Annotated in this window: 22 protein-coding genes and 1 pseudogene; 6 read left to right on the forward strand and 17 right to left on the reverse strand. The window is 61.0% G+C overall.

Translation table 11 applies throughout. From position 1 onward, the window contains the following. Positions 1–297 precede the first annotated feature (297 nt). Entirely contained in the window at positions 298–3315 is a 3018-nt protein-coding gene (locus FIV34_RS16420) for a TonB-dependent receptor (protein WP_139984602.1), read from the forward strand. 96 nt (positions 3316–3411) lie between these two features. Here the strand turns inward: FIV34_RS16420 and FIV34_RS16425 are convergent, their stop codons facing one another. From FIV34_RS16425 to FIV34_RS16435, 3 genes are read right to left on the reverse strand one after another with little or no spacing between them, the layout of a single operon-like run. After that, entirely contained in the window at positions 3412–3915 is a 504-nt protein-coding gene (locus FIV34_RS16425; RefSeq protein ID WP_139984603.1) for a RidA family protein, read from the reverse strand. Beyond that, entirely contained in the window at positions 3912–4328 is a 417-nt protein-coding gene (locus FIV34_RS16430) for a c-type cytochrome (protein ID WP_139984604.1), read from the reverse strand. The genes FIV34_RS16425 and FIV34_RS16430 overlap by 4 nt, the downstream gene beginning before the upstream one ends. After that, positions 4325–5929, reverse strand: coding sequence for a flavin monoamine oxidase family protein (locus FIV34_RS16435; protein WP_139984605.1), 1605 nt, complete (start codon positions 5927–5929; stop codon positions 4325–4327). Before FIV34_RS16435 ends, FIV34_RS16430 begins: the two co-directional genes overlap by 4 nt. A 125-nt stretch (positions 5930–6054) precedes the next feature. Between FIV34_RS16435 and FIV34_RS16440 the strand changes: the two genes are divergently transcribed. Then, the gene (locus FIV34_RS16440; protein ID WP_139984606.1) at positions 6055–7068 is read left to right on the forward strand and encodes an aminoglycoside phosphotransferase family protein; all 1014 of its coding nucleotides are present in this window, start codon (positions 6055–6057) and stop codon (positions 7066–7068) included. Further along, positions 7065–7739, forward strand: coding sequence for an N-acetylmuramate alpha-1-phosphate uridylyltransferase MurU (gene murU, locus FIV34_RS16445; RefSeq protein WP_139984607.1), 675 nt, complete (start codon positions 7065–7067; stop codon positions 7737–7739). Before FIV34_RS16440 ends, murU begins: the two co-directional genes overlap by 4 nt. A gap of 90 nt (positions 7740–7829) precedes the next feature. Here murU and FIV34_RS16450 read toward each other — a convergent pair whose 3' ends face one another. The 4 genes and pseudogenes from FIV34_RS16450 to FIV34_RS16465 all read right to left on the reverse strand — a co-directional run bounded on the left by FIV34_RS16450 (position 7830) and on the right by FIV34_RS16465 (position 11274). Further along, positions 7830–8057: a hypothetical protein gene (locus tag FIV34_RS16450; protein ID WP_139984608.1), complete on the reverse strand. Its 228-nt coding sequence runs from the start codon at positions 8055–8057 to the stop codon at positions 7830–7832. Between the two features lie 151 nt (positions 8058–8208). Further along, positions 8209–9072: pseudogene (gene motB, locus FIV34_RS16455) on the reverse strand (flagellar motor protein MotB); the annotation flags it as partial. Between the two features lie 6 nt (positions 9073–9078). Next, a complete protein-coding gene (motA, locus tag FIV34_RS16460) occupies positions 9079–9933 on the reverse strand; it encodes a flagellar motor stator protein MotA (RefSeq protein ID WP_139984610.1) in 855 nt (284 codons plus the stop codon). Positions 9934–10014: 81 nt separating this feature from the next. Continuing rightward, the gene (locus FIV34_RS16465; RefSeq protein WP_246058654.1) at positions 10015–11274 is read right to left on the reverse strand and encodes a two-component system sensor histidine kinase NtrB; all 1260 of its coding nucleotides are present in this window, start codon (positions 11272–11274) and stop codon (positions 10015–10017) included. Between the two features lie 195 nt (positions 11275–11469). Between FIV34_RS16465 and FIV34_RS16470 the strand changes: the two genes are divergently transcribed. After that, entirely contained in the window at positions 11470–11844 is a 375-nt protein-coding gene (locus FIV34_RS16470) for a response regulator (protein WP_170207644.1), read from the forward strand. A gap of 13 nt (positions 11845–11857) precedes the next feature. Here the strand turns inward: FIV34_RS16470 and FIV34_RS16475 are convergent, their stop codons facing one another. Further along, positions 11858–12169, reverse strand: a complete 312-nt coding sequence (locus FIV34_RS16475) for a hypothetical protein (RefSeq protein ID WP_246058655.1) — start codon at positions 12167–12169, stop codon at positions 11858–11860. Between the two features lie 199 nt (positions 12170–12368). Here FIV34_RS16475 and FIV34_RS16480 point away from each other — a divergent pair, with 199 nt between their 5' ends. After that, positions 12369–12608, forward strand: coding sequence for a hypothetical protein (locus tag FIV34_RS16480; RefSeq protein ID WP_139984613.1), 240 nt, complete (start codon positions 12369–12371; stop codon positions 12606–12608). Between the two features lie 574 nt (positions 12609–13182). Here the strand turns inward: FIV34_RS16480 and FIV34_RS16485 are convergent. From FIV34_RS16485 to FIV34_RS16520, 7 genes are all read right to left on the reverse strand, one after another. Continuing rightward, complete coding sequence (locus FIV34_RS16485; RefSeq protein ID WP_139984614.1) at positions 13183–15039, reverse strand: hypothetical protein; 1857 nt, start codon at positions 15037–15039, stop codon at positions 13183–13185. 133 nt (positions 15040–15172) lie between these two features. Then, positions 15173–15673 carry a toxin-activating lysine-acyltransferase gene (locus FIV34_RS16490; protein WP_139984615.1) on the reverse strand — a complete coding sequence of 167 codons (501 nt, stop codon included), beginning with the start codon at positions 15671–15673 and terminating at the stop codon, positions 15173–15175. A gap of 278 nt (positions 15674–15951) precedes the next feature. Then, a complete protein-coding gene (locus tag FIV34_RS16495; RefSeq protein WP_139984616.1) occupies positions 15952–16197 on the reverse strand; it encodes a hypothetical protein in 246 nt (81 codons plus the stop codon). Positions 16198–16262: 65 nt separating this feature from the next. After that, entirely contained in the window at positions 16263–16448 is a 186-nt protein-coding gene (locus tag FIV34_RS16500) for a hypothetical protein (protein ID WP_139984617.1), read from the reverse strand. 90 nt (positions 16449–16538) lie between these two features. After that, the gene (locus FIV34_RS16505; RefSeq protein WP_139984618.1) at positions 16539–17663 is read right to left on the reverse strand and encodes an MvdC/MvdD family ATP grasp protein; all 1125 of its coding nucleotides are present in this window, start codon (positions 17661–17663) and stop codon (positions 16539–16541) included. Between the two features lie 18 nt (positions 17664–17681). After that, complete coding sequence (locus tag FIV34_RS16510) at positions 17682–19793, reverse strand: peptidase domain-containing ABC transporter (RefSeq protein WP_139984619.1); 2112 nt, start codon at positions 19791–19793, stop codon at positions 17682–17684. Between the two features lie 492 nt (positions 19794–20285). Next, positions 20286–21920, reverse strand: a complete 1635-nt coding sequence (locus FIV34_RS16520) for a glycosyltransferase family protein (RefSeq protein WP_139984621.1) — start codon at positions 21918–21920, stop codon at positions 20286–20288. A gap of 171 nt (positions 21921–22091) precedes the next feature. Between FIV34_RS16520 and FIV34_RS16525 the strand changes: the two genes are divergently transcribed. Next, the gene (locus FIV34_RS16525) at positions 22092–22856 is read left to right on the forward strand and encodes a hypothetical protein (protein ID WP_139984622.1); all 765 of its coding nucleotides are present in this window, start codon (positions 22092–22094) and stop codon (positions 22854–22856) included. 9 nt (positions 22857–22865) lie between these two features. Here FIV34_RS16525 and FIV34_RS16530 read toward each other — a convergent pair whose 3' ends face one another. After that, positions 22866–23516: a TylF/MycF/NovP-related O-methyltransferase gene (locus tag FIV34_RS16530; RefSeq protein WP_170207645.1), complete on the reverse strand. Its 651-nt coding sequence runs from the start codon at positions 23514–23516 to the stop codon at positions 22866–22868. Between the two features lie 791 nt (positions 23517–24307). Beyond that, positions 24308–25276 carry a protein translocase subunit SecF gene (gene secF, locus FIV34_RS16535; RefSeq protein WP_139984624.1) on the reverse strand — a complete coding sequence of 323 codons (969 nt, stop codon included), beginning with the start codon at positions 25274–25276 and terminating at the stop codon, positions 24308–24310. Between the last annotated feature and the right edge of the window lie 3 nt (positions 25277–25279).

Consider the following 25279-nt stretch of genomic DNA (forward strand, 5'->3'; position numbering starts at 1 on the left):
GGACGGTGTCCGGCGCACGGCCTCCCGACGATTTTTTTTCACGACGCGAAACTGTCATCTAAGCCGCTGATGTAACGGGATTAACTGAGCACGGCACGAGCGGCTCGCGGTCACGCCAGCTTTGACTCCCGAAAGTCGCCGCCTTAGAACCGGGGCTCGCCCGCCACCGGGCGGACCTTCGCAGGGGAATGGCGAAAGGGCCGCGCGCCGGGCGATCTACGCGAGTTCTCCCCACGAATTCGCACAACCCGTCATCCACCAAGGGGCCCTCCCACAAGGGCCCGGTAGGGGCTTTGCATGTCGAAAAATCACTCCGCCCGTCTGTTCCTGCGTCCCACGGCACTCGCGCTCGCCCTGGGCCTTGCTGCCGCCGGCAGTGTCCAGGCGCAATCGAATGCCTCCGGCGTCGTCTTTGGTCGCGTCTCCGCCGGCCAGGGCAGCACCGTCCACCTTCAGAACGTCGATACCGGCCTGAGCCGCGATATCGCCGTTGACGCGGAAGGCCGTTATCGCGCCGCGTCGCTTCCCGTCGGCCGCTACACGGTCTCGCTGATGCGCGACGGCGCCACCGTCAGCACACGCGAGAGCGTGTCCGTGCAGGTCGGTACCGGCACCGACGTCTCCTTCGTGACGGACGCGGCGACGGCGGCCAACGCGGCCACGCTCGAAGGCATCCAGGTCACGGGCAACACCCTGCCCGCCATCGACGTGTCGTCGGTGGACTCGCGCACCGTGCTCACGGCGGAGCAGCTGCAGAAGCTGCCCATCGCGCGAGACGTCACGTCGGCCGCCCTGCTTGCGCCGGGCGCGGTGGGCGGTGATTCGCGCTACGGCAATGTCGCTTCGTTCGGTGGTGCCTCGGCCGCCGAGAACCAGTACTACATCAACGGCTATTCGGTGACGAACGCACTGACTGGCCTCGGCCTGATCAGCCTCCCGTACGACGCCATCGAGCAGCAGCAGATCTTCACTGGCGGCTACGGCGCGGAATACGGCCGATCCACCGGTGGCGTGGTCAACATGATCACCAAGCGCGGCGGCAACACCTGGAAGGCCGGTGGCCAGGTGATTTACACGCCCGAGGCCCTGCGCGATTCGCCCCGCGACATCTACCTGACCAACGGCCAGATCTTCCGCGACCGCCACAAGAACAAGAGCTGGACGACCGAGTACTCGGCCTACATCAGCGGCCCGCTGATCAAGGACAAGCTGTTCCTCTACGCCACGGGTGACTTCATCCGCACCGAGGGCTTCACGCGCGGCAACACGTCGAACGCCACCGACGCCAACTACACGAACAAGACCAACCGCTACCTGGCGAAGATCGACTGGAACATCAGCGATAACCACCTGCTCGAACTCACCGGCTTCAGCGACAAGACCACCGAGCAGAACGACATCTACGGCTACGACTACGCAACGGGCACGCGCGGCGCCTATCGCGGCTCGCTCTACACGAAGAACTACGGCACGGCGGGTGCCACGCCCGGCGGCGACGTGTACATCGGCAAGTACACCGGCTACCTCACCGACGACCTGACGGTGAATGCCCTGTATGGCAACAGCGTGACGCGACACGCGCAAACGGTGGACTCGGCGGGTGGCGAATGCCCGCTCGTCTCCGGCAGCTTCCTTGAGAACGGCAAGGCGACGTTCCCGCCCAACTGCTACCTGCAGGGCCAGCTGCTCGCCCCCGGTGCCCAGGACAAGACCCACGGCTGGCGCCTGGATGTCGAGTACCGCCTCGGCGACCACGACCTGCGTGCCGGCCTGGATAACCAGACCCTGGCATCGTTCTCGGGCAACGCGTACGAAGGCCCGGATTCGGGCCGCGCCAATGGCGGTTCCTACTACTGGGTGTACGGCGACGCGTCGAAGGACGGCAAGGTCAATGGCTTCCCCGACGTGGCCCTCCCGCCCGGTGGCCGCTATGCGCAGCGCGTGTACTACTACGCTGCCTCCAGCGTGAAAACCATCCAGGAAGCCCAGTTCATCGAAGACCACTGGCAGGTCAATGATCGCTGGCTGGCTTACCTCGGCCTGCGCAATGAGCAGTTCAAGAACATCAATGGCGCCGGCGACGTCTACGTGAAGCAGCGCCACCAGCTGGCACCCCGCCTGGGCCTCACGTGGGACGTGTTCGGTGATTCGTCCCTCAAGGTGTACGGCAATGCCGGCCGCTATCACCTGGCCATCCCCTCCAACGTGGCCGTGCGCGCCGCCTCGGGTTCGTACTTCCTGCGCCAGTTCGGCACCTTCGACAGCATCGACCCGGTCACCGGCATCCCGGTGGGCTTCGTGCCGAACGGCCGCGAGTACGCGTCCAACGGGCACGACGGCAGCAACCCGGATTCGCGCACCATCGCCGCCAAGGGCATGGATGCGTACTACCAGGACGAGTACATCCTTGGCTTCGACAAGCAGCTGGGCAGTGAGTGGGTGGTGGGTGCCAAGGCCACGCATCGCAAGCTCAAGAGCTCGATCGACGACTTCTGCGACTCGCGCGCCTTCAGCAACTGGGGTGAACGCAACGGCGTGGACATGAGCAACGCCGTCATCTCGGGCTGCTACCTGTTCAACCCGGGCAAGAACAACACCTTTCAGGTGGACATGGACGGCAAGGGCAGCTTCCGTGACGTGACGCTGACCAAGGCCGACTTCACCAACAACGGCATCGGCTTTCCGGATCTCAAGCGCAAGTACTACGCCCTTAACCTGTATGCCGAAAAGCAGTTCGATACGAAGTGGTACGCCAAGTTCGACTACGTATTCTCGCGTAGCTACGGCAATTCCGAGGGCATGCTGAAGTCGGATATCGGCCAGCGTGACCCGTCGGTCACGCAGGACTGGGATGCGCCCGAAATCATGGTGGGCGGCAATGGCCCCCTACCGAATGACCGCAAGCACCAGTTCAAGGCGTACGGGTTCTACCAGATGACCCCGGAGTGGCTGTTCAGCGCCAACCTGGTCGTCGCCTCGGGGCGGCCGGTGAACTGCATCGGCATGGCCCCTGGCGACCCGATCCAGTACGGCGCGGCGTACTTTTACTGCGACGGGAAGCTCTCCAAGCGCGGTTCGCGTGGACGCCTGCCGTGGACGGAGCAGCTGAATATCGGTGCCGAATGGCGTCCCGCGTTCGCCAGCCACAAGCTGGGCTTCAACGTGGACGTGTTCAACGTCTTCAGCCAGCAGCGCGAAACCAGCGTCATCGAAGTCGGCGAAAACGCCGTCGGCGTTCCGGTAGCTACCTATAAGCGTGCCAATTCGTACAGCGATCCGCGCTACTTCCGTTTCTCGGTTCGCTACGACCTGTAATCGCAAATAGCGCCGCGTGGCCCTCCCACCGCGCGGCGCACCTCCCCTCTTTCGAGGTGTTCTCGACCCGGTGTGCAAGCCGGGTTTTTTTATGCCTTAGGGGCGGACAGCGGTGACTTCGATCTCGACGAGGAAGTTGGGGCTCGCCAGCGCCGCCACCTGCATCGCCGAACGCGACGGCAGGTTCGGCTGCTCCTTCGTGCCGAAGAACTGCGTATAGCCCGCCATGAAGCCCGCGAAGTCCATCTTGCCGCCCTTGGCGGGGTCGCCGACGAGGAAGACCTGCATCTTCACCACGTCGCCCATCGTCAGGCCGAGGCCCTTGAGCTGTTTGTCGATCGAGGTGAGCACGCCGACGGTCTGGGTCTTTGTATCGCCGTAGGCCTGGGGCGTGTCCTTCGGCGCATTGGCGTCGGCCACCGGGGGCACCGCGCCGCTGAGGAACACCAGGGTCTTTCCGGCCGGCACTTCGACGGCCGCGGCGATCGGGAAGGTGCTGTTCGGGATCTTGTGGCGGACGACGTCGGCGGCGAACGCCGGCGTCACCAGGGGGAAGGCGGCGATGGCGGCCAGGGCAAGGCTGTGGCGAAACGTCTTCATCGGGCATCCTCGGGTTTCGGCGGGGGCGGACGGAACGCTTTCACCTGCTCGGCGGTGAGCGCGTCGGTGTAGTGGTTACCAAAATGCGTGCGCACATAGTTCACCACGTCGGCGATCTGCTGGTCGGTCAGCGGGAAGGCGAACGATGGCATGCCGCCGCGGCCGTGCATCAGCATCACCACCGGATAGGCCGAGGACGCCAGCTTGGGGTTCGACGCCAGCGCCGGGTAATGGCCCGCCCCTACGGCGCCTTTCGCATCGGGCATGTGGCAGCCCTGGCAGATGTGCGTGAAGATCTGCTCGCCGGTCACGTGCGCAGCGTCTTTCGCCTGGAGGAACGCCGTGTCACTGGACTGCGCGGCGGCCGCTGAGGCCATCGATAACGCCACCATGGCAGATAGAAGCGCCTTCATGCCGCACCCCCTGCCACCGCCCTGCGATGCAGCTGGTCAATGGCGGCGAGCGAGGACGTGATCGCACCCTCCTGCCAGGCCGGAAGGTACGACGCGTGCTCGCCGGCGAGCACGATGCGCCCGTCCATGGAACACAGGTTGGCGTAGTGCTGCTCGCGCGCCTCGTCCGTCCACCAGCCAAAGCAGCCCATGGTGGAAGGCACGCGATGCCACGCCACCGTCATGCCGTTCTCGTACTCGGTTTTGTACTGCGGATGGATGAGGCTGCCGAATTCCACCGCCTTCGCGATGCGCGTGGCCGGATCGAGCGAGGTGAACTCGTAGGCCTCCATGAAGAAGGCGTAGGCACCCAGCAACACGCCCTTCTTTGAACCGATGCCGTGGCTTGGGTAGCCGATCATGCCGATAGGCGTGTCCGTGGTGCTGATGCCCCCGTAGATGCGGTCATCCTCTTCCCAGAAGCGTCGCTTGAACTGCAGGCCCACCTTCGCCGACGACAGGTAAGGCACGGCCGAGATCGCGGCGCTCTTCTCAGCAGAGACCTGGATCGGAATCTGGCTAAGGATCGACAGCGGAATCGTACAGACACACCAGTCAGCCTTGGCCTGCTGTGCAACGCCTGGCTTGCCGGTGTCCTCGTAGGTCACGGTGACTCCGCGATCATCCTGCGCGATGGCGGTGACCTTGCTGTTGTAGCGGATCACCTGCGGGCCAAGCTCGCGGACGAAGGCCTTGCCGATCGCGTCCATGCCGCCGATGGGCTGCATCAGCGTCGTCTGGTATTCGTAGAGTTCGCTGACGCCAAGCTGCTTCCACAGGCCGGACTTCAGGATTTCCGAGATGCCGACGGGCTGGGAAAGCCCCGGCTTGCCGTCCGGACCACCGCCGGGCTCTTTCGCGTAACCGCGGTGTTCACTGCTCTCGCGCCCGGTCGTGTAGCGAAAATCCTTATTGAGGCCACCGAACTGGCGCAGCGATTCCAGCAGGATCTCGCGATCTTCCTTGCTCACCGTGTCGTCGAGGCCGCCCTTGCCGGTGGCCTTTGCCAGCAGTTCGGCGATGCCACCATGCCAGTCAGCCTGCACCGCGCGCAGTCGCTGCGGCTTGCCACCGAACGCATCGGGGCTGTGCATGTAAGCGTTGTGGTTTACCTGTACGAACGGCTCGAGCTGCACGCCGAACTGGTGACAGTAATCGATCACGCCGGTGTGGTGGTAGGGAATGCGCCAGGGGCCGGGATTGAAATACAGGCCCTTGTCGAACTCGCAGTGCTGGGTATGCCCGCCAAGCTCGGTGTAGGTATCGCCGCCGCGCAGGGTCCAGTTACGGCCGCCGGCGCGGGCGTTGTACTCGAGCACCTGCACCTTGTAGCCCGCCTTGCCCAGCTCGTATGCCGCAACGAGGCCGGCCAGCCCCGCGCCGAGGATCAGGACGGTGCCCTTGCCCGTGCCTTGCAGAGGTGGCGGTCGTCGGTACGTGGACTCCGCGGCAAAGCCGAGGTTGGACATCGCCTGGTACATCAGTGCGCTGCCACCGGCCACGCCGATCATGCGTAGAAGATCCCGTCGACTGATCGACGCCGGTACGGACTCGCTCCCCATGCCACTGCCCCTTAGCTGCCCCGATGGCACAGAGTAACCACACGTTGCAGCGCACAACAACATGCCGTCTGGCCTGCACCGGGCTGGTGCTAAGCTGGTTCGAACCGATCCACGCGAATCCCTGCATGACCTCTCCTTCCGACCGCGCCGACGCCCGCCTTGCCTGGGCCCGCCACGCCACCGGCCAGCCCGACCTGGCGCTCGAATCCGCCTCCGCCGACGCCAGCTTCCGCAGCTACTGGCGCGGGTATGTCGACGGCCAGCCCGTCATCATCATGGACTCGCCGCCCGACAAGGAGAATCCAGCGCCCTGGGTGGAGATCGGCAAGCGCCTGCACGACGCCGGCCTGCACACGCCCACCGTCATGCTGGCCGACCTGGCGCAAGGCTTCCTGCTCATCGAGGATCTGGGCACGCGCACCTACCTGCCCGAGCTCAATGACGCCACGGCCGATGCGCTTTATGGCGACGCCCTGGACGCGCTGCTGCGCATGCAGATGCATGTGGATCCTTCCGGCCTGCCCGCGTTCAACCGCGAGTGGCAGGTAATGGAGATGGAGATCATGCCGACATGGTTCCTGCAGAAGCACCTTGGCGTTTTCGTCGAGTGCGAGCAGTGGGACATCGTCGAGGGCGCGTTCAGCGTCATCCTCCATGCCATTGCCGAACAGCCGCGTGCCTTCATGCACCGCGACTACCACAGCCGGAACCTGTTGATCACCACCGAGCGTTCGCCCGGCGTCATCGACTTCCAGGGGGCGATGTCCGGCCCGATCACGTACGACCTCGCCTCACTGCTGCGCGACGCGTACGTGGTGTGGGATAACGAGCGCGTGGAAGGCTGGGTGGAGGCGTATCGCCTTCGCCTGCTCGATGCACGGCTGCTCGACGAAACCGTCGACACCGACCGCTTCCGCCGCTGGTTCGACATGGCCAGCCTGCAACGCCACATCAAGATCCTCGGCCTGTTCTGCCGCCTGTATTACCGCGACGGCAAGGCGGGATACCTGAACGACCTGCCGCGCGTGCTGCAGTACGTGCTGGATATCGCGCGTCGCCATGTCGATACCGCGCCACTGGCTGAGTTCATCGTCGCGAAAATCGGCGACCGGGATATCCGCGTGCCGGTGGCCGCATGAAGCATGCGCTGATCCTCGCCGCCGGGCTAGGCGAGCGCATGCGTCCGCTCACCGATACCACGCCGAAACCCCTGCTTGAGGTACACGGCAAGCCGCTGATCGTGCATCACATCGAAAAGCTCGCCGCCGCCGGCGTCAACTACATCGCCATCAATACCTCGCACCTGGCCGATCAGTTTCCCGACGTGCTTGGCGATGGGTCGCGCTGGGGCGTGCGCCTGCGCTATTCGTACGAAGGGCCGACGCCGCTCGAAACCGGCGGCGGGATGCTCAAGGCCTTGCCGCTGCTGGGTAACGATCCATTTATCGTGGTGAGCGCGGATATCTGGAGTGACATCGACTATGCCGCCCTGCCCTGGCAGCCCGCCGGCGTGGCCCACCTGGTGATGGTGCCCAATCCCGACTTCCATCCCAAAGGCGATTTCGCGCTGCTGGATGGACAGCTTTACGACGAGGATGCGCCGGCGCCCGCAGAACGGCTGACGTTCGGCAACGTGGGGATTTATCGGCCGGAGATCGTCGCTGGCGAAGCGCCAGGGAAATTCAAGCTCGCACCGATGTATCGGCGGGCGATCGCACAGCGGAAGCTATCCGGTGAGCGTTATGACGGTTTTTGGCGAAACGTTGGGAACGCCGCGCAGCTGGAGGCGTTGCGCGGGGAGGTTGGGTAGGTACAGCTTCGCCGCTCTGTTGGCTTTTCGCGCACAGGGTGCGCTCCTACATGGAGCGCGGATGTATACGTGAGCGGCGATGCCGGATTGTTATTGGATGGTTTCGGAGGCGATTTCGCGGAGGCGTTCGCGCCCGAGGGCGAAGGCTTCGTTGTAGGCGCTGGTCACGTCGATGAAATCGATGGTGCCGTTGCCCGCCTCGATCTCTTCACCAATGTGATCAAGGATCCGATAACTCGACCGGTAGAACTGCTCACCCGCGACGCCGTTATGTTTGACCGCGCGAGCGACAACCCGGAACTTGCTGTGATTTTCCACCAACTTTTCCTCCCCCCTGGGATACTTCGATACTGACCGGGGTTCGTGACTCTTTCAAGTGATTTCCATTTCCGGATGACAAATGTCAAGCATCGGGATGGAAAAGCACGTGAAGCCGTTAGTTGGCGGCACCGGTCATGGCGACTTCGTTGGATAGCACGGCCTTCGCGGCGTCGTGGGTCATCACGACGATGCTGATGCGGCGGTTGATCGCCGAGGACGGATCAGCCTTGTCGAACGGCACCGAGGCAGCCAGCCCCACCACGCGCGCGACCTTGTCCGCCTGCATGCCACCGTCGGTAAGCGTGCGGCGAGCGGCATTGGCGCGGTCGGCGGATAGCTCCCAGTTACCGTACTGGCTGTCGGCGCGGATGTACGGCGCGCTGTCGGTATGGCCGGAGATGCTGATCTGGTTCGGCACCTGGTTAATGAAGCCCGCCAGCTCGTGGAGGATCTGCACGGTGTACGGCTTGAGCGCCCCGCTGCCGGTGTCGAACATCGGGCGGTTCTGCTTGTCCACGATCTGGATGCGCAGGCCTTCCGAGGTGATGTCGATGAGCAGCTGGTCCTTGTAGGGGGCCATCGCCGGGCTGCTGGCAATGGCGTCCTTCAGGTCCTTCATCAGCTGCTCGAGGCGGCGTTTCTCTTCGGCCTTGGCCTGCTTTTCCGCGTCGGCGGCGGTGGTCGGCTTGGCAAACGCCTGCTGGTCGCCCGGGCCCTTCGGCAGGTCCATCGCGCCACCGAGCTTGATCATGCTGGTGCTCGCACCACCCGGGCCCATCTTGCCCGAGGGCGCCATAGTGGACTGGCCCTGGGTCATGCTGGGGTTCTTGAAGTACTCGGAGATGGCGGCGCGCTGCTGCTTGGTGCCCGCGCCCACCAGCCACATGACCAGGAAGAAAGCCATCATCGCCGTGACGAAGTCGGCGTACGCCACTTTCCAGGCACCGCCATGGTGCCCGTGGCCGCCCTTCTTCTTCTTGCGGATGACAATGACTTGCTTGAGGTCGCTCATGGTCGCTTACCGGGCGGCCTTGAGGTGGCCTTCCAGGTCCTGGAAGCTCGGGCGGCTGGACGAGGTGAGCGACTTGCGGGCGAACTCCACCGCCACCATCGGGTTGTAACCGCGCAGGTTGGCCAGCAGGCCCACCTTCACGCACTCGAAGGCGCGGCCGTCCGCATTCACGCGCGCTTCCATCGCGGCTGACAGCGGGCCGATGAAGCCGTACGAGAGCAGGATGCCGAGGAAGGTACCGACGAGCGCGCCGGCGATGTGCTCACCGATCACGGCGGCATCGCCGTCGATCGACTTCATCGTGATGACGATACCAAGCACCGCGGCGACGATACCGAAGCCCGGCAGCGCGTCGGCCATCTTCTGTACGGCGAGCGCCGGTGCGAGGGCCTCGTGGTGATGCGTTTCCAGCTCCACGTCGAGCAGCGCTTCGAGCTCGTGCGGATCCATGCTGCCGCCGACGATGAGGCGCAGGCAGTCGGTGATGAAATCGACGAGGTGGTGCTCCGCGACCAGGCGCGGGTACGCCGTGAACAGCGAGCTGTTCTCGGGGTTTTCAATATGCTCTTCCATGGCCAGCTGGCCGTCTTTACGCATCTTCACGAAGATGTCGTAGAGCAGCGACAGCAGGTCCACGTAATCCTGTTTCTTGTACTTCGGGCCCTTGAACAGGCCGGCCATGTCGCGGGCAGCGCCCTTCACGATGTCCATGGAGTTCGCACTCATGAACGCACCAATGGCCGCGCCAAAGATGATCAGCAATTCATAGGGCTGCCACAGGGCGCCAATGGAACCGTGCGAGAGCACGTAACCGCCCAGCACCGAGACCAGGACGATGATCGAACCGATAATGACCAACATGACTTCACTTCCTCCCAGTCGAAAAAGCTATCGGCCAGCGAGGCGCGAAGTTGAGGACTTTCGTCACATTTTGTATACGATTCAGGCCGCGCTGGTAAAGCTCCCCGCATAGCGTGGGAAGACCAGCCGAATTCGCGTACCGATACCCGCATCACTCTCGATTTCCACGCCCCCACCCGCCTGGGCGACGGTGCCGTACACCTGGGCAAGGCCCAGGCCGGAGCCCCCGGGCTTGGTCGTGAAATAGGGCTCGAACAGGCGCTGGCGGACCTCATCGGGCATGCCGCCGCCGGTGTCACCCACGCACACGAACACCTGGTGGGTGGGGCTGGCCTCGCGCAGCATGTCCACGGACCCCTCATCGACCACCCGGTCTCCCACCTGCATCACGATGGACCCCACCCCCTCCATCGCATCCCGGGCATTGAGGCAAACGTTCATCAGCGCCTGCTCGATGCCGTGCCGGTCCACCCAGATGGGCAGGGTGCCGGGCTGGCGGAGCACCTCGATGCCGATCCGGCCACCCATGCCGTGGCGGGCGAAGTCGGCAAAGCTCTCCACCAGGTCACCCAGGTCGATCGGCTCGGGCCGGGTGGGCTGGTTGCGGGCGAAGGCCAGCAGGCGGCGGGTGAGCGCCGTGGCGTGCCTCGACCCTTCGACGGCATAGGTGAGCATCCGGCGCTGGTGCGGGGTCAGCTCGTCCGCCTCGTCCTGCAGGCCCGACAGGCTCACGATCACCGTCTGCAGCATGTTGTTGAAGTCGTGGGCGATGCCGCTGACCAGCTGGCCGATGGCCTGCTGCTTCTGCGCCTGCAGGGCGGAGGCCTCGGCCAGTTCGCGGGCCCGGCTGGCCATGTCGAGCTGCTCGCTCACGCTGGTGAGCTGGCTTTCCGCGTCGCGCCGCGCGCCGTGCTCGCTCTCGAAACGTTCCAGCAGGGTGCCGTATTGGGTCGTGGCACTCACGGACCGGGCGACTGTCTCGTTGAGGCGGTCCTGCAGGAGTTCGTTGATCGCTTCCAGAGCCGACTGCAGCTCCACGCGCTCGGTCACGTCGCGGCTGATGACGATGAAGTGGTCCAGGGTGTCGTCGGCCACCACGGGCGCCACCATCACCTCCCACCAGCGGGATGTGCCTGAGGCCGTTTGCCGGGGGCTCACGAACTCCACGCGCTCGCCCTGGGATGCCCGGTCGAGCACCCTCGCCACCATGTCGCGCGCCTCCCGGGGCCACAGGTCCAGCCAGCGCGTGCCTACCAGACGCTCGATGCCTTCGGGCGCCAGTGAGGTACAGCCAAGCCCCGCGACGAAGCGAATCACGCCGTCACGGTCCAGTTCTTTCATGCAGTCGGCGGATGCCTCGACGAACTGTCGGTACCGCCCCTCCCCGTCACTCATCGCCCGCTGCCCCTGGCCGGTCGGATGGCCTTGAACTCCAGTATGACGCACCGCACGGGGCGCTCCTGTCAAGGCGAATCTGTCACGCGACACGCACGGCCGGGAGCCGACAGTGGGGACGAATGCAGCGAAGGACATCTTGTGACCCATGCCCCAGCAAAACGACCGGTCCTGATCGTTGAAGACGACCGCGATGTCCGCGACATCACCCGATACGTGCTGGAGTCGGCAGACTACGCCGTGATGACGGCCACCAACGCCGACGAAGCCCTGGCCGTGCTGTCAGGGCATCCTGAAATCGCCCTCGTCCTCACCGATGTGAACATGCCGGGGGCGATGGACGGTATCGACCTGGTGCGCGAGCTGCGCCGGTCCGGGAATCCGGTCCGTTGCGTCGTGGTGTCGGGTGACGCCATGCATGCGGCGGAACGGCTGGGCGACCTCGCGCAGTTCCTGGCCAAGCCCTACGACCGCCGCTCGTTGCTGACCGCCGTGGGTGACGCGTTCCACCAGTGAATCGCCGGGCGGGTTATTCCGCCTCGGCCTCGTCCGCCTCGTCGATCGCCGGCTCGGCCTTGCGGTCGTCATCAAAGCCGGTTTCGCCTTCGGCGAATACGGGCGCGCCGTCCTCTTCCACCCCCATGACCAGCCCCAGGGCCTTCTCCGCGGCCGCGGCGGCGCTGTCTTCGTCGCGGAAGCTACGGTTCTCGTACACGGCGAAATAGCTGGGGAAGCTGCCGTCCGCCGGGTGCGAGACGATCAGCGCCGTGAAGCGGGAGCCTTCACGGGCGGCGCCGGTACGCAGGGTGAAATTGGGAAACTCGCGTTCTGCCATGGCCATCGGTCTTCGCTGGGCGGGAAAGTCTAGCCTACGCCGGGGTTTGGGTGTCTTCTTGCATGCAAGCCCTCACCACGTCAAGGAATGCGTTCAGGATTCCGGCACTTGCTTCGTCGAATCTTGTAGGGTATTTCCTACATCAAGCGGCCTCACATGGTTTTCACGACGGCCGCGAAACAGGGGAAGCAGGGGCAGCAGCATCATGAACGTTATCACCACCACGACGCCGTCGCGGCGCCTGGCGTGGACCGTCGCAACCGTACTCGCACTGGCCGGCATCATTGGCCTGGCTCTGGCACCGCGCGTCGCGGCCGCCATCCCGAAGACGGCGATCCAGATGGTTTATGCCTGGCTCTGCTGTTCGCTCGTGGGCTCAGCCTACGTTGTCGTTACGCTTGCGAACGATGCGGAAGGTGCCAACGAGGACAGCGAAGATTTCTGATCCCAGGGCCGGGACACACCGGTGAATGAAAAAATCGCCCTTAAACTGACTCCATAAAGTTGAACGGTTTGAGCTAGGCACTAAGGGCCTGAGTCCGGTACTTCACCGGACTCAGGCCTTTCCGTTTGAGCCTGATGATGGTGATTGTGGGGGTGGATCTAACGGTCGAGCCCCCGCCTGAGTTCGTCAACGGTCGCGAAGTGGTTGAAATGGAAAAACTCCGCCTTGAGCATTCCGAATAAACTCTGCATCGTCGTGTTATCTCGGCAATGCCCTTGAAGTGCAAAACCGGCGTCGCTTGCTCGTCGTACTTCGCCATGAAAAACACCCCAGAAATTGGACGGGTTTCCAACTTCTGGGGTGCCGCTCAGTGGGACTGGTTTTTCATTGCGTTCTTAGGAGTGGAGATCGCAATTGTCCAGATCGCACGTACTATGGTCTGATCCACTGCAACTCGATCCCGAGTCGCCGCAACCGCCACCGCTCACCATTTCCAGCTCTTCCGCGGTGAGCTTGCGCGCCAGGAAGCGAGCGAGGACTCTCTCCTGCCCGACGGTACCCAAATCTGCATCATTCATGTGACAACTCCATCTTCGAATGAACGGGACGACAACTCGCCCCGTGCGAGATCGGCAACTGCCCGATCATGCGTGGTTCGGCGGGACATGAACCCACCGTCGTTTCGTCGTGTCGCTCCCACCGCTGCAACCGTGCGATACGTGATTTGGGCACGGGGAAAACAGACGACAATGCCTTCGGCCAATGTCAGCGCCAACGATTTTCCCAGCGGAAGATCGTCGACAGCGAGTCGCCATCGGCCCAGCCCGCCTTCCGCCATCGATATTTGGTGGTGTGCAATGGCCCCGACGTCGACCCGACTCCCGAAGAGGTTCACCACCCCGTCGACTCCTTGCGCTTCAATCCACAGCACGCTTGAGCCATTACCTTCCGTGCGACAGTAGAGAGCCGCTGCGCTCCCCTGGACGACTTGTCCGACAATCAACAAGTCAGCGGGCAATTGAGGCCAGAGCCTTCGAGTGCGACCTACCACGCCATCAATAAGCCGCTCCACACTTTCGCCAAACTGCGCCTGGTCAGCCATCACATCTCGCGTCGCATACTGACAAAGGCGCTGCAAGTTCTCTCGATACAACAGCTGGCGAGGTTTGAGCGTTCGCAAAGCTGCCGCGCGATATCGACTCAAGGTAGATGCGTCCTCCTTCGCACCGAACGAAGCCGGAAGCATGGCGGCCAGAACGTCAATCAACACTGCCTCGTCTGAATCCGCCGAAGCACCACGGATAAGGCCGATGAGTGCCTCGTACAACCACGGTCTACGTTCGCGGTGATCACCTTTGAAATAATTGACGAAGGTTCGCTGCTGACGGACAAAATAATCATTGATAGCCTCGCCCACCCTGTTCACGACGGAACTTTCCGTATCCTCCGTGATCCCAAAGAGCGCGAGAGCCTCGCGCCTGAATGCCGATTTTGCAGCCGTCAGCGCGATATCAAAACCAGCGCTTCCCGACGGATGCTGCCGGAGTGAGAACTTGCGCAGATAGAACGCGAGCGACCTCGTTACCGTATCCAGCGCGTAGACATCCTTGCCAAATGGATAGGCGCCATCAACCACTTTGGCGGCATGCCAGGATGGAAGCGCCCGGAATGAACCGAAGTCCGCGAGCTCACCGTCAATCGTCATGTTCCCGGATACATACGCGCCGTGGAAGAGACGATGCGCCCACCCAAAGCCGACCTGCTCACCAAGTCGCGAACACAGATTTACCAGACCGGGGGCCGATTCTCGTATCGTCGCATGCTCGTCGAACCACGCAATGGCTTCCCGAGTTCGCACCGCATCAAGATACTGCGGCGACTCCTCGTCGCCACCGTGACCAAAAAGAAAAGCCCTCTCGAGATGCGCCGGTCTCACGAAGTTGGGCCTCACGAGGATGCCGCGGCGATCTTCCACGCGCATGCCAAGTCGATCGGAGACACGTCCGTCAACGGATATGATCGCAACAGCGGGAACGGCACCGTGAGGAAACTCCGCGTTAGCCACTTCGCCGAGGATTGCCTCGCGTATCGCTTCCTCGAGCCACATGCAGCCATGTTGGTGATACCAGTCCGTCGACGTCGCCGCAAGCGGCGTGGGACCAATCCCTTTCGCGTTGAAAAAGCCCCGCATTCCGCACCGCCCGCTCCCTCCGTGATTCGCGCCACCGGGTGAACCGTAGCGATCAGCGCGCAAGGTTGAGTCACCGTCGGTTGCAAAAAATTCGTCGCCTTCGTTTCCACGCGGGACGCTCACGGCGAACGCGTCAAGAAGCTCTTGCTCAAGTTCACGACGCGCATCGTCAGCAGCAGTGTCAATCCCGTGCCGTGCAAACCATCGCGCATTGATCCATACAACGCGTGCCTTCGCCAAGCGTCGAACTTCAAACGGGACAGTTATGTGGCTTCCGAGCGCACTGAGCTCTCTCCCTGCCCTGCCTATAAGCGATCCAAGAATCATAATGGGTGCTCCCAGGCCTTCGATTAAGTGCCCACTCTGAATGGGACTACAGGCGACCGACGAATCCGGCGGCTTCACGCCCACCTGATTGGCGGGAGAATTGCCTGGTCCGTATCACCTCACCTTCGGCATTTCGCTTGACACCGAACGAAAGCTTCTTTTCCCGGAATATGACGTCGCGTAGATATCGTGTTACAGCGCGCGCATGCCCATATGGCGCGACAAAATCAACGACCCACAGGTTAAGACCTTCGCTCCATTCGCTCGGGTGCAGCATGCCGATGTCACCTTCGGCCATATCGCGTGACCGACGGGCATCAAGGAATGCCCACGAGACCATGGCAACGACGCGATCGTCCTCGTCAGCAAAGATCGCATACTGACCCTGGTCAAGCGCTGGAAACAGCCAGCGTTTGAGCATAAACATGGGATAGTGATTTACGGCACTATCCGCGTACAGCACGACAATCCTGCCCAGATGCTCCGCAAACCGCTTCTGACGATCTGCTGACTCTTCTCGGTCAAGCTCTCTAATACCGTGCATCATCACGATTCACTCTCTACGGGTAGCGCAACGGCCCGTATGAATGCGCAGTTCTCGCAACATAACGCAACATAGGGATGCGCTCTCGTTACTGAGATTAGCGCGAAAATGTCTGCGGATAACTCACCATTGAGTGTGTCGTCACCCAGAACTTTCCACCCTTCGTGCCGACAGTACGGGCAAGGAAGCGCCTTGAATGCTGAGCTCATCCACTCCTGCACCTGGCCATCCTTCGCATCGACGCCCGCGATTGAAATGCTTTTCACATCCTCACCCTCAATTCACTCGATGCCAAGAACCGCTGCGGTGGCATGCGTACGGACGGTGGAGCATCGCGTGCATGACATGGCAACGACTGGGAATGCTAATGTTTTTGACAGCATCGTGAAGTCGATAAGTCGTTGGTCCGCAAGGTCAACGGGATCATGAATGATAAGATTCCACTCATCATTGGAACAATACGGACAGGCAAGACTGGAACCTCGCTCTGCCAGCCAGTCAAGGAACATGTGCTTCTCTACCTGCATGTGATCCTCCGTAGTAACCGACCGAAAGGCCCTGCCCGAAGGCAGGGCCCGCCAATCTCCGGTACTTAGTTGCCCATGTCGCAGTTATCGAGATCGCATGGGTTATGGTCCGAAGCGCTACACGTAGAGGCGGTCGGCCAGCCACAACTGCCGCCACTGATCATCTCAAGCTCTTCAGCCGACAGCTTGCGCGCCAGGAAACGAGAAAGCACGCGGGCTTCGCCCGAATCAATCGCTGCTTCGTTATTCATGAAACATCTCCTTGGTTGACTACTAGATAGCCGAAGGCTTCGGCCCAACGCTTGACCGCAGAACTGTGCGGTCATGCTCCTTTCGCAAGGCTAAGCCTCGCTTAGTTCGAATGGCTGCGCCTTGTACTCGAACTTCATGTGATGGTCGAACTCCTCTCGAAATAGACGACCATCGCTACTGTCTTCAAAGGAAGTCAGGCGAAGCCCCGAGGGATTTTTGTACTCGAATGCCTTGTCCCCTGAGGCCAGGTACTGACAAAACGCATCGAGCATGTGGCATGTCGGATCGAGTGATTCCAGGGACAAGAACTGGCCCGCTTCGTTTGCCTCGAGGAAAAGCTCACGACCATCGCGGGTTCTCGCAATATCAAAGGCTGCATAGTTGAGACCCATACGCTCCATGAACGCGAAGAGCTTGTCCCTCAGCCCCGGATCCAGGTCGATCACACTAAGTTCGTTGCGCGGCTCCAGACGTATGTCCGAGAACCCAGGCATACCTTCCGCTGCGCGAGGTTGCAGGCCAGCGAAGACGGTGCGGCCAAATACAATGATCCGAAGCTCACCGCTAATATCGAGCGCCTCCTGGAATATCATCGGGCTCGCCTCGAGCATGGCATCGGATTCCATGGCTTCTGGCGGTACGATGAACGTGCCGGAAAGAAAGAGATCGCCGTTGGGCTGGCGCCAAGAAAACGGAAAATGCTGTTTCGTTATGACTTTCCCGCCGTGCATCCGATAGAAGTCACGAATACGCCGAGGTTCATTCGAGATCAGCGTACTTGGGATATCCATGCCTACCTGCTTAGCGACATGGAGCTGCAAGGCCTTCTCGTTCGCCCGCTCTTGCGCCCAGGCCGGATTGGTCACAAGGGCATCTGGGTTCTGCACCTCCAAGATGCTGACCAGGCCACAGAGGAACTTTCTCGACTCGTTACTTGCAACGCGTCGGTCTACGGCGGACAACCCTGGCGAAGGCGTGGGAACCTTTCCGCGCCGCTCCCATATCGCCACGTACCCTCCGGACGGCACGGGCCAATCACCACCGTCCGAAACCATATGGCACCCACCATCGTCGGTTAACGAAAGCGAAAGCTGCTGCTGGCCAGGATAGATGGACCGGTCCCACCAATGCACCTTGCACCCCATCTGATGCAATCCCCAAGTAACCGCACGACCGTGATAATCGAGACGCTGTGACATTACGAGAATCGTCATGGACCTTCTTCTCCTTGATCAGGTGACTGGCTCGGCATTGACCGACGAAACGACACCGCCGGTTGCGACATGAATTTGACGATCGGCGCTATCGATCGTCTCCCTTCGGTGTGCGATCAGTACTCGCGTGATATTGAGCTTTCGAATGACTGCGCTCACGAGACTTTCGTTCGTTGCATCGAGTCGGCTTGTTGCTTCGTCTAGCAAGAGCATGGAGGGTTGTCGGTACAGAGCGCGCGCGAGAAGGATGCGCTGTCGCTGGCCGCCCGAAAGAGTGTTGCCCATGTCACCGACCAGGGTGTCGTAACCTAGCGGCATGCGCCGTATGTCCTCGTGGATCGCCGCTCGAACTGCAGCCACCTGGATTGTGGGAATCGTCGCCGCCGGGTCGAAGAATGAGATGTTCTGGGCAAGTGTTCCGGAGAAGAGTTCATCATCCTCCATGACCACGCCAAGCCGGTCGCGAAAAGCTTTTTTGCCAACCCTGGCAAGGCAGCTGCCGTTGACCAACACCTCACCTGATTGTGGCTCGAGCAATCCAAGCATGATTTTCATCAGCGTCGTCTTCCCCGAACCAGACGCACCGACGATGGCGACCGACTCACCCGGATCTATCTTAAGATTGCAATCCTTGATAATCCAAGGCTCATCTTCGGAATAACGAAAGCTAACATTTACTAGCTCAATGCCAAGAGCATCCCCCAGGAGTATGCCCGCACCATCCATATCCGCTTCCGGAGTGGCGAGAACGATATCGCCAAGCCGCTCGGTGTGCATCCTCAGCATCCGCAGGTTCGAAAGGTAGTCGACAGCACTCGTACACCGCTGCGTGAACTGGCTGCTGTAACCGACAAACGCGACGAGCATACCGACCGTAAGACTTCCATCGAGCACGTACTTAGCGCCAATCCACAAGGTCCCTATGCTTTGCGCACCGAGAAGCAGCGAGCCTACTAAGGTGGAGCCAATTCCGAGACGCTGCACGGTTACGAACTTTCGCATCGACTCTGAAGCCATGGTGGCGAAGCGCATGGCCTGCACGATGGCCATGTTATGTAAGCGCACTGCTCTTGCGCCACGAAGACTCTCGAGAAGTGCCGATTGCTGGTGCGCGTCGGCGGCCAACTGCGACAGGCCTGCTTCGCGAAACATGCCATAGCTGGCGTAACGAAGCACGGCGTATGCCATGACGACGAGCAGCGTGAGGCTTGCAAGCGTTGGCTCATACCGGTACATGACTACGGTCGTCGCCACGGCCATGATCCCATCAAGGATGGTTTCAACGAAACGTGACGTCACGGTCTGCTGGATTTGCGAAATGGATCCGAATCGCGAAAGTACCTCACCGAGCTTCCTTCGCTGGAAGAAGTCCTCAGGCAATGTCATCAGATGGGCAAAGGTATTTGTCGACCAAAGCCACCCAAGATTGGCACTTAGGCGCACCACGGCCCACGATCGTATTGCGGCGACGACTGATTGGAACAACCTAAGCGCGACGAAGGCGGCGCCGACGACACCCAACAAAGCGTAGTCGCCCTTTTGTACAACATTATCCGTAACGATCTGGATGAACAGTGGCGCCACGATCGTTGCCAGCTCGAGAAGCACGGCAAGCACGGCCACCTGGCCTAGCGCCCGACCCAGACCATTGACCGAAGCTAGCATCGCGCAAATCGACATGCGTGGCGGAGTCGATCGTCTAACGAAGGTAGCCCCAGGCTCAAGAAGTAGCGCTATGCCAGTAAAGCCGTCGGAAACCACCGACAGCGGCACCTTTCGGATGCCTACCGATGGATCGTGGATCGTCGCGACGCCACGCTTGATCGACTTGAGCACGACATAGTGGGACATGCGCCAATGCAGTATCGCCGGCGTCGGTACATCACGAAGGTCGTCCAGCTCCAGGCGGACCGCCTCGGCACTTAGACCAAGATCCCTGGCAATCTCGACCATGCGTTGCAAGGATACGCCCTGTGAAGGCATGCGGAAGCGGACGCGCATACCAACTAGGTCTGTTCCCTGGCCGTAGTAGCCAGCGACCATTGCCAAGCAAGACATACCGCATTCCGTGGCTTCCGCCTGAAAGACCATTGGAAGGCGCCTGCGGCCACTGCGAAAGCGTGCCTTCATGGCGCGGATTGCCTGCCGTGAAGGAACGATGCGACCCAGTCAACCATGCGCACCTTTCCTACCGGGATAACGACATAGACTTCCGCCGGGATAGCTGCGCGCAGGCCTACCGCCGTCGGTTTGTATGCCCGTACGATGCCTACCATTCCTCCCGCCTCTCGACCCAGGGCTACCAGGCGTCCTGGTAGTTCGCGCAGCCCTTCCGAGGACTTCGTCCGAAGCACCAGAGGCGCGCCGGTTTTCATTGCCTGAGCAGCATCCGTCGCATCGTCCGGCACACGGAACATCAGCGTCACACTACCATCGGCGGATGCGCCCACGCCTTCGAGGATAGTCGCCCTGCACGCGCGCTCAGCAACGTAAGTACAATCAAAGAGGAAAATGCAAGAGCCCACGAGAAGAACTATCAACAACGCAATAGTCACATCCAACCTTCCTGACAAAGGCAGCCTCATGGACGGATAGTCGGCCGTACGCGAGGCACGGACGGCCTCAGGCCTGAACAGAGGAAGTGTCATCGCTTGCCTCCTTGGAGTGAGAGAATGTTCGGGTACGACCACTCCAGGCGGAGAGCCACGGCGCGCACGACCAGCAAAACAACCATGGTGCGGCGAACAGGAGTCCTGTCGGTCTCAGCCACGCAACCGCGACGCCGAGGAGGACGATTACTCCGAGACTGTGACGCATCCCGACGGTGCGACTCCACAGGCTCGTCGGCGACGGGCTCCGTCGCAGCGACGCCGGCGACCATTCAAGCAAATTCCTGTGAGTCACCAGCATCCGGTAAGACGCCGTGGCAGCGGCAGATGCATGAACCACGGCCTCGTCAAGCAAGAAACACGCTCTGAATGCCAGAGTGCACCATGCTCTCGAAATGCAAGACGGATCTCCGCACCTCCGCTTTCGCAAGGACTGCGCAAGTGCGACGATCTCTCCCGGCATCACCAGCCCAACCATCGCCAGACTTAGGATGGCGATGCAATTGCCAGCCAGCCAGACGCTCGCGAGCATGCAGACCAAGGCAATCGTTGTCACGCTCCGACGGACGTTGTCGAAGATCTTCCAGCGGGACAGTGACGAAAGTTTATTGCGTACCACCGCCCCTTTTTGATCACGTACATGGTCGAGCAGCCACGGCAACGATTGCCAGTCGCCCCTTATCCACCTGTGGCGACGACGCATCTCCGCCTCGTGCGAGGCGATGCAAACTTCGTGCATCTCGACGTCCGAGGCAGTGGCGCAGCCAACGAACTCGCCCTCGATAAGGTCGTGACTGAGAAGCAGTCCATCAGGTATGCGTCCCTGCATCGCCGCACTGAAAGCATCTACGTCGTACACCCCCTTTCCGTAGAACGACCCAGCACCAAACACGTCCTGAAAGAGATCAGCCGTCGGTGCCGATGCAGCCCCGCCCATAGGCACGCTCGCATAGATCCACTGATAGTTCGTCATCGGACCGTCGCCTGCTACCTGACGCATCCGCGGCTGCACGATGCCGAACTCACGACGTGTCGTCGATGCCGCATCGCGGAGCGGACGGGCCACTATCGCGATCAATGCCCGTACCGTCCCTTTGGGCATCCCGGTATCGGCATCTGCCACCACAATGTATCGGGCCGCGCAGATGTCCGCTTGCGCGCCCACAAGGACCTCTAGCGCATCGCTTCGACCACTGATGATTAGTTGGTTGAGTTGCTCAAGCTTCCCTCGTTTTCTCTCCCACCCTTGCCATGTGCCTTCATATTCGTTGAACGTTCGCGAACGAAAGACGAGGGAGAACACCGGGGCAATGCGATTTCGATCTACTAGAAGCGCCGCGAGATCTCCTAGCACGCGGCACTCCGCCGCACTTATGCGCTCGGACGCGTCTGAAAAATCGACAAGTAGGCAGTAACTGGCATTTACATCCCTGTTGGCGGAGTACCGCGCAAACTGTGCCTCGACCAGCGCATCAAGGTCCGTATCCGCAAAAAGAAGAACGGGAACCACCACCAGGACGGACGCTTCCATTAAGAGAACCGTATCGCTGGCGCGAGCGATCGGCAGAGGAACGACTAGACGTAAGGCGATGGCATTGACCACCATAACCACAACGTGGCTCGCGGCGATCGCACTGACAAGCAACATGGGAAGCCACCGAGCCACGCTCCCACCACCTAGCATGGTGTGCACAAAGACGCTTGCGACGGTAAACGACAACACGAATACCGTTGTAAGGTATGCAGCAAGCCGGTAACGCTTCACGTTCCAATCCTTCAAGAATCACGTCCTTTTGTAAGCGAATGAGGCTTTCCTGACATGAAACCAATCCTCCATAAGCTTGATAGCAGCCTCGTCGAAAAGCTCATCGACGACACCCTTTCGTCATATGACCCTCAAAGCACCAATATCGAGCTCATGGACCATGCCGCCATCGATGAATTGCGTGACATCGCCGCCCGCGCCGTGGGACGCCCCCTGTATTACTGGAAGGCGTTTCTTTTCGTCGCCACCGAGACGACGATGGAGACCGTCTCGTCTGATGCAAGCGATGGTTGGCACATCGATGGAAGCACCACCGATGCAGGTCACGGCGTTGATTGCTTCAACACCTGGATACCGCTCTACGTCAGCGGGGCGAGCACGGGTCTCGCTGTTATACCGCGCGAGAAAAACGTCGAGCTCTACGCCTGTCTCGGCGACGCAAGGCTTCCGCTCGGCATATACACAAGAGAACGCGCTCCTGAGGTCCTCCAACAGTTGCAGGCTGACAGTGCCGACTTCGTATTCATTCGCCATGCGACGGGCGATTCCGTTGCAGCATTGCGGGGAGATCTTTATGTCGAGACGATCGACGCACCCGTGGTTGGCGACGCGGCGATTTTCTATCAAAACGATATCCATCGTGGCTTCCATGAAGATGGCGTGCGTATACAGCTCAGCATCAAATTCACCGACTCTCCCCTTACGAGCGCGTCGCGTGCAACGCATGCCAAGCTGAAGGAACTCAGCAAGCATGGAAGGCTCGAGGGGGTCCTTGTTCGCGAGCTACTCAAGATATCGAAGCAGATGTTAGGCAGCTGAACGCAGGTCTCAAGCCTTAGTAATTAGCCCCAACTTGCCGTGGACGACCTTTGGCGTCATACCCTGCGACTGCATGAACTCGCGGTACGCTTGGTATGCTCCGTCCCAGTAAAAATTCATCGGATTGCAGTCATCGACGACGATGACGCCTCCTGGGGACAGCGCAGCATAGAGTTCAGGCAACGCCTTCTTTATGGGACGGTAGAGGTCGACGTCCAAGAGGGCAAAACACAGCGGGCCGAGCGATTCGAGATCGTACGCGTTGACGTCGCACTGGATTGCCTCGACACGCGACACAGCGTGCTTTCGCATCGATGCCTCAAAGGCATCCAGGCTATTGTCTTGGAACGCATCGTACATCTCTGCGGTCTTGTGCCTGCGCGCCACCTCGTACTGGATATCTTCCGCAACGAAACCTGCAAAGGTATCGATGGCGAAATATTTCTTCCGCATGAAACGGATGCCATCTAGGTAGCGGTTGAAGAACAGGGTGGAATGCCCGTGTGCGCAACCTACCTCAACGAGGTTCCCGGTGACGCTTTGTACGTCTGCCAGCAATTGGCAGAGGAAAACAAGCTGCGGGGGATTGAACTGATATACGTACTCGATCGGCGCCACGCTGGCACAGCGGGCAAGAGCCGGAACCGCGACATCATCCATAAATTCGCCCAAGTCTGGAAACATCCGCTACGAACGACATCTCGAATTGAGATATTTCGTAGAAGGCGTTGCCGAATCTCGGCGAATGCCAAGGCAATGTCAATATCGAGATTATCGATGTTGTGGTGACGCGCCCGCCACAGGTATTGGGAAATGGGGAGCCAGGGCATTCATGGAAGCTCGACGGGAAGTCAAACTGTGACGACGATCAAACTTTATACGCATATGCCCGCGCTCGATATCTCTAGTCGGCAGCTCATATTTCGCCGATTTTGTACATTCGAGTGATTTGAGGCTCATCACGAGACTTCAAAGTACACGGTGCTTCGCGGAAGTCCGAGCGGTCTGGGGCCGTGTCATGACTGGACCGCCACGCACAGCTGACCCGGCGCATGGTTCGGCGAGTGACGCACTGGTGCGAGCGATTGCTTACTGAACACGTGGTGGCGATGTCCGGTTCACGGCGTCTGGTGATGAACCGGCTTGCCTTACACAATGGTCATCGGTAAGCCAGCGTCGTTCGCGATGCCCCCCGGCAGATCCTGTGGCTCGACGAAGGACGCATCCGTGCGGCCGATTTTCGAAGCGGCGGATCCTAACTGATTCGCAAAAATCGAAGCCGTTCCGACAGACATGAATACCAGCTTCGACCTCGAAGTGCGAAGATGGAGGCCCGAACCGCCTTCGCCGGTAAAGGGTGAAAGACAAAAAAAATGCCCCACCGGCATGCGCGGGCGCGCGCACCGATGGAGCATCGTAGGGAGTCGACCGGGATTCCCGGCCAGCACTGTTTACGGCCTGCGTTCCAGCGCCGGATCCTCTTTCGAACGGGGCATCAGGTCCTGCTTGGAAACACCAAGCCACAGAAGGATCGGGCTGGCCACGAAGATCGAGGACAGCGTACCCACCAGGATGCCGATCAGCATGGTGATGGCGAAGCCATGCACTACCGGGCCGCCGATGAAGAACAGGGCCGCCATCGTGATGCCGGTGAACAGCGAGGTGATGATGGTTCGCGACAGCGTGCTATTGATCGAGCGGTTTAGCACTTCTTCCGGCGCAGCATTGCGGCTGGAGCGGAAAAGCTCGCGGACGCGATCGAACACCACCACCTTATCGTTGATGGAGTAGCCGACCACCGCCAGCACCGAGGCCAGCACCGTGAGGTCGAACTCGCGCTGGGTCAGGGCGAAGATTCCCAGGGTGACCAGCACGTCGTGCACCTCGGTGGCGAGCGCCGCAATGGCGAAGCGCTTCTCGAAGCGGATCCACAGGTAGCCCATGATACCAACGATGACGAAAATCACCGCGTAGATACCATCGGAGCGCAGTTCTTCACCGACCTGCGGGCCGACGAAGGACTTGCTCTTCATGGTGGCATCGGGGCGCACGGCCTTGAGCGCCGCCATGATGTCGTTGGACACTTTGGTGGCGGCTTCGTCGCCCGTCAGCTTGGTACCGACGGCTCCCACGTCATCCTTGGGCTGCATGCGCACCGTGACTTCGCGCGTACCGCCCACCGCCTGCACCAGCGGACCTTCGAGGCCCGCCTTCTCAAGCGTCTGGCGCACGTCGTTGGTATCGACGGGGTTGGCATAGGCCACGTTGACGGCGACGCCGCCCACGAAATCCTGTCCGTAGTTGAAGCCCTTGGTCACGATCAGCGCGATCGAGGCGACCATCAGCAGGACGGCCAGCCCGATCGAGAACTTGCGCAGGCCGAGGAAGTTGAAATTGGCGTTGTGGTTGAAAATTTCCATGGC

The organism is Luteibacter pinisoli, from assembly GCF_006385595.1.
Lineage (GTDB): Bacteria > Pseudomonadota > Gammaproteobacteria > Xanthomonadales > Rhodanobacteraceae > Luteibacter > Luteibacter pinisoli.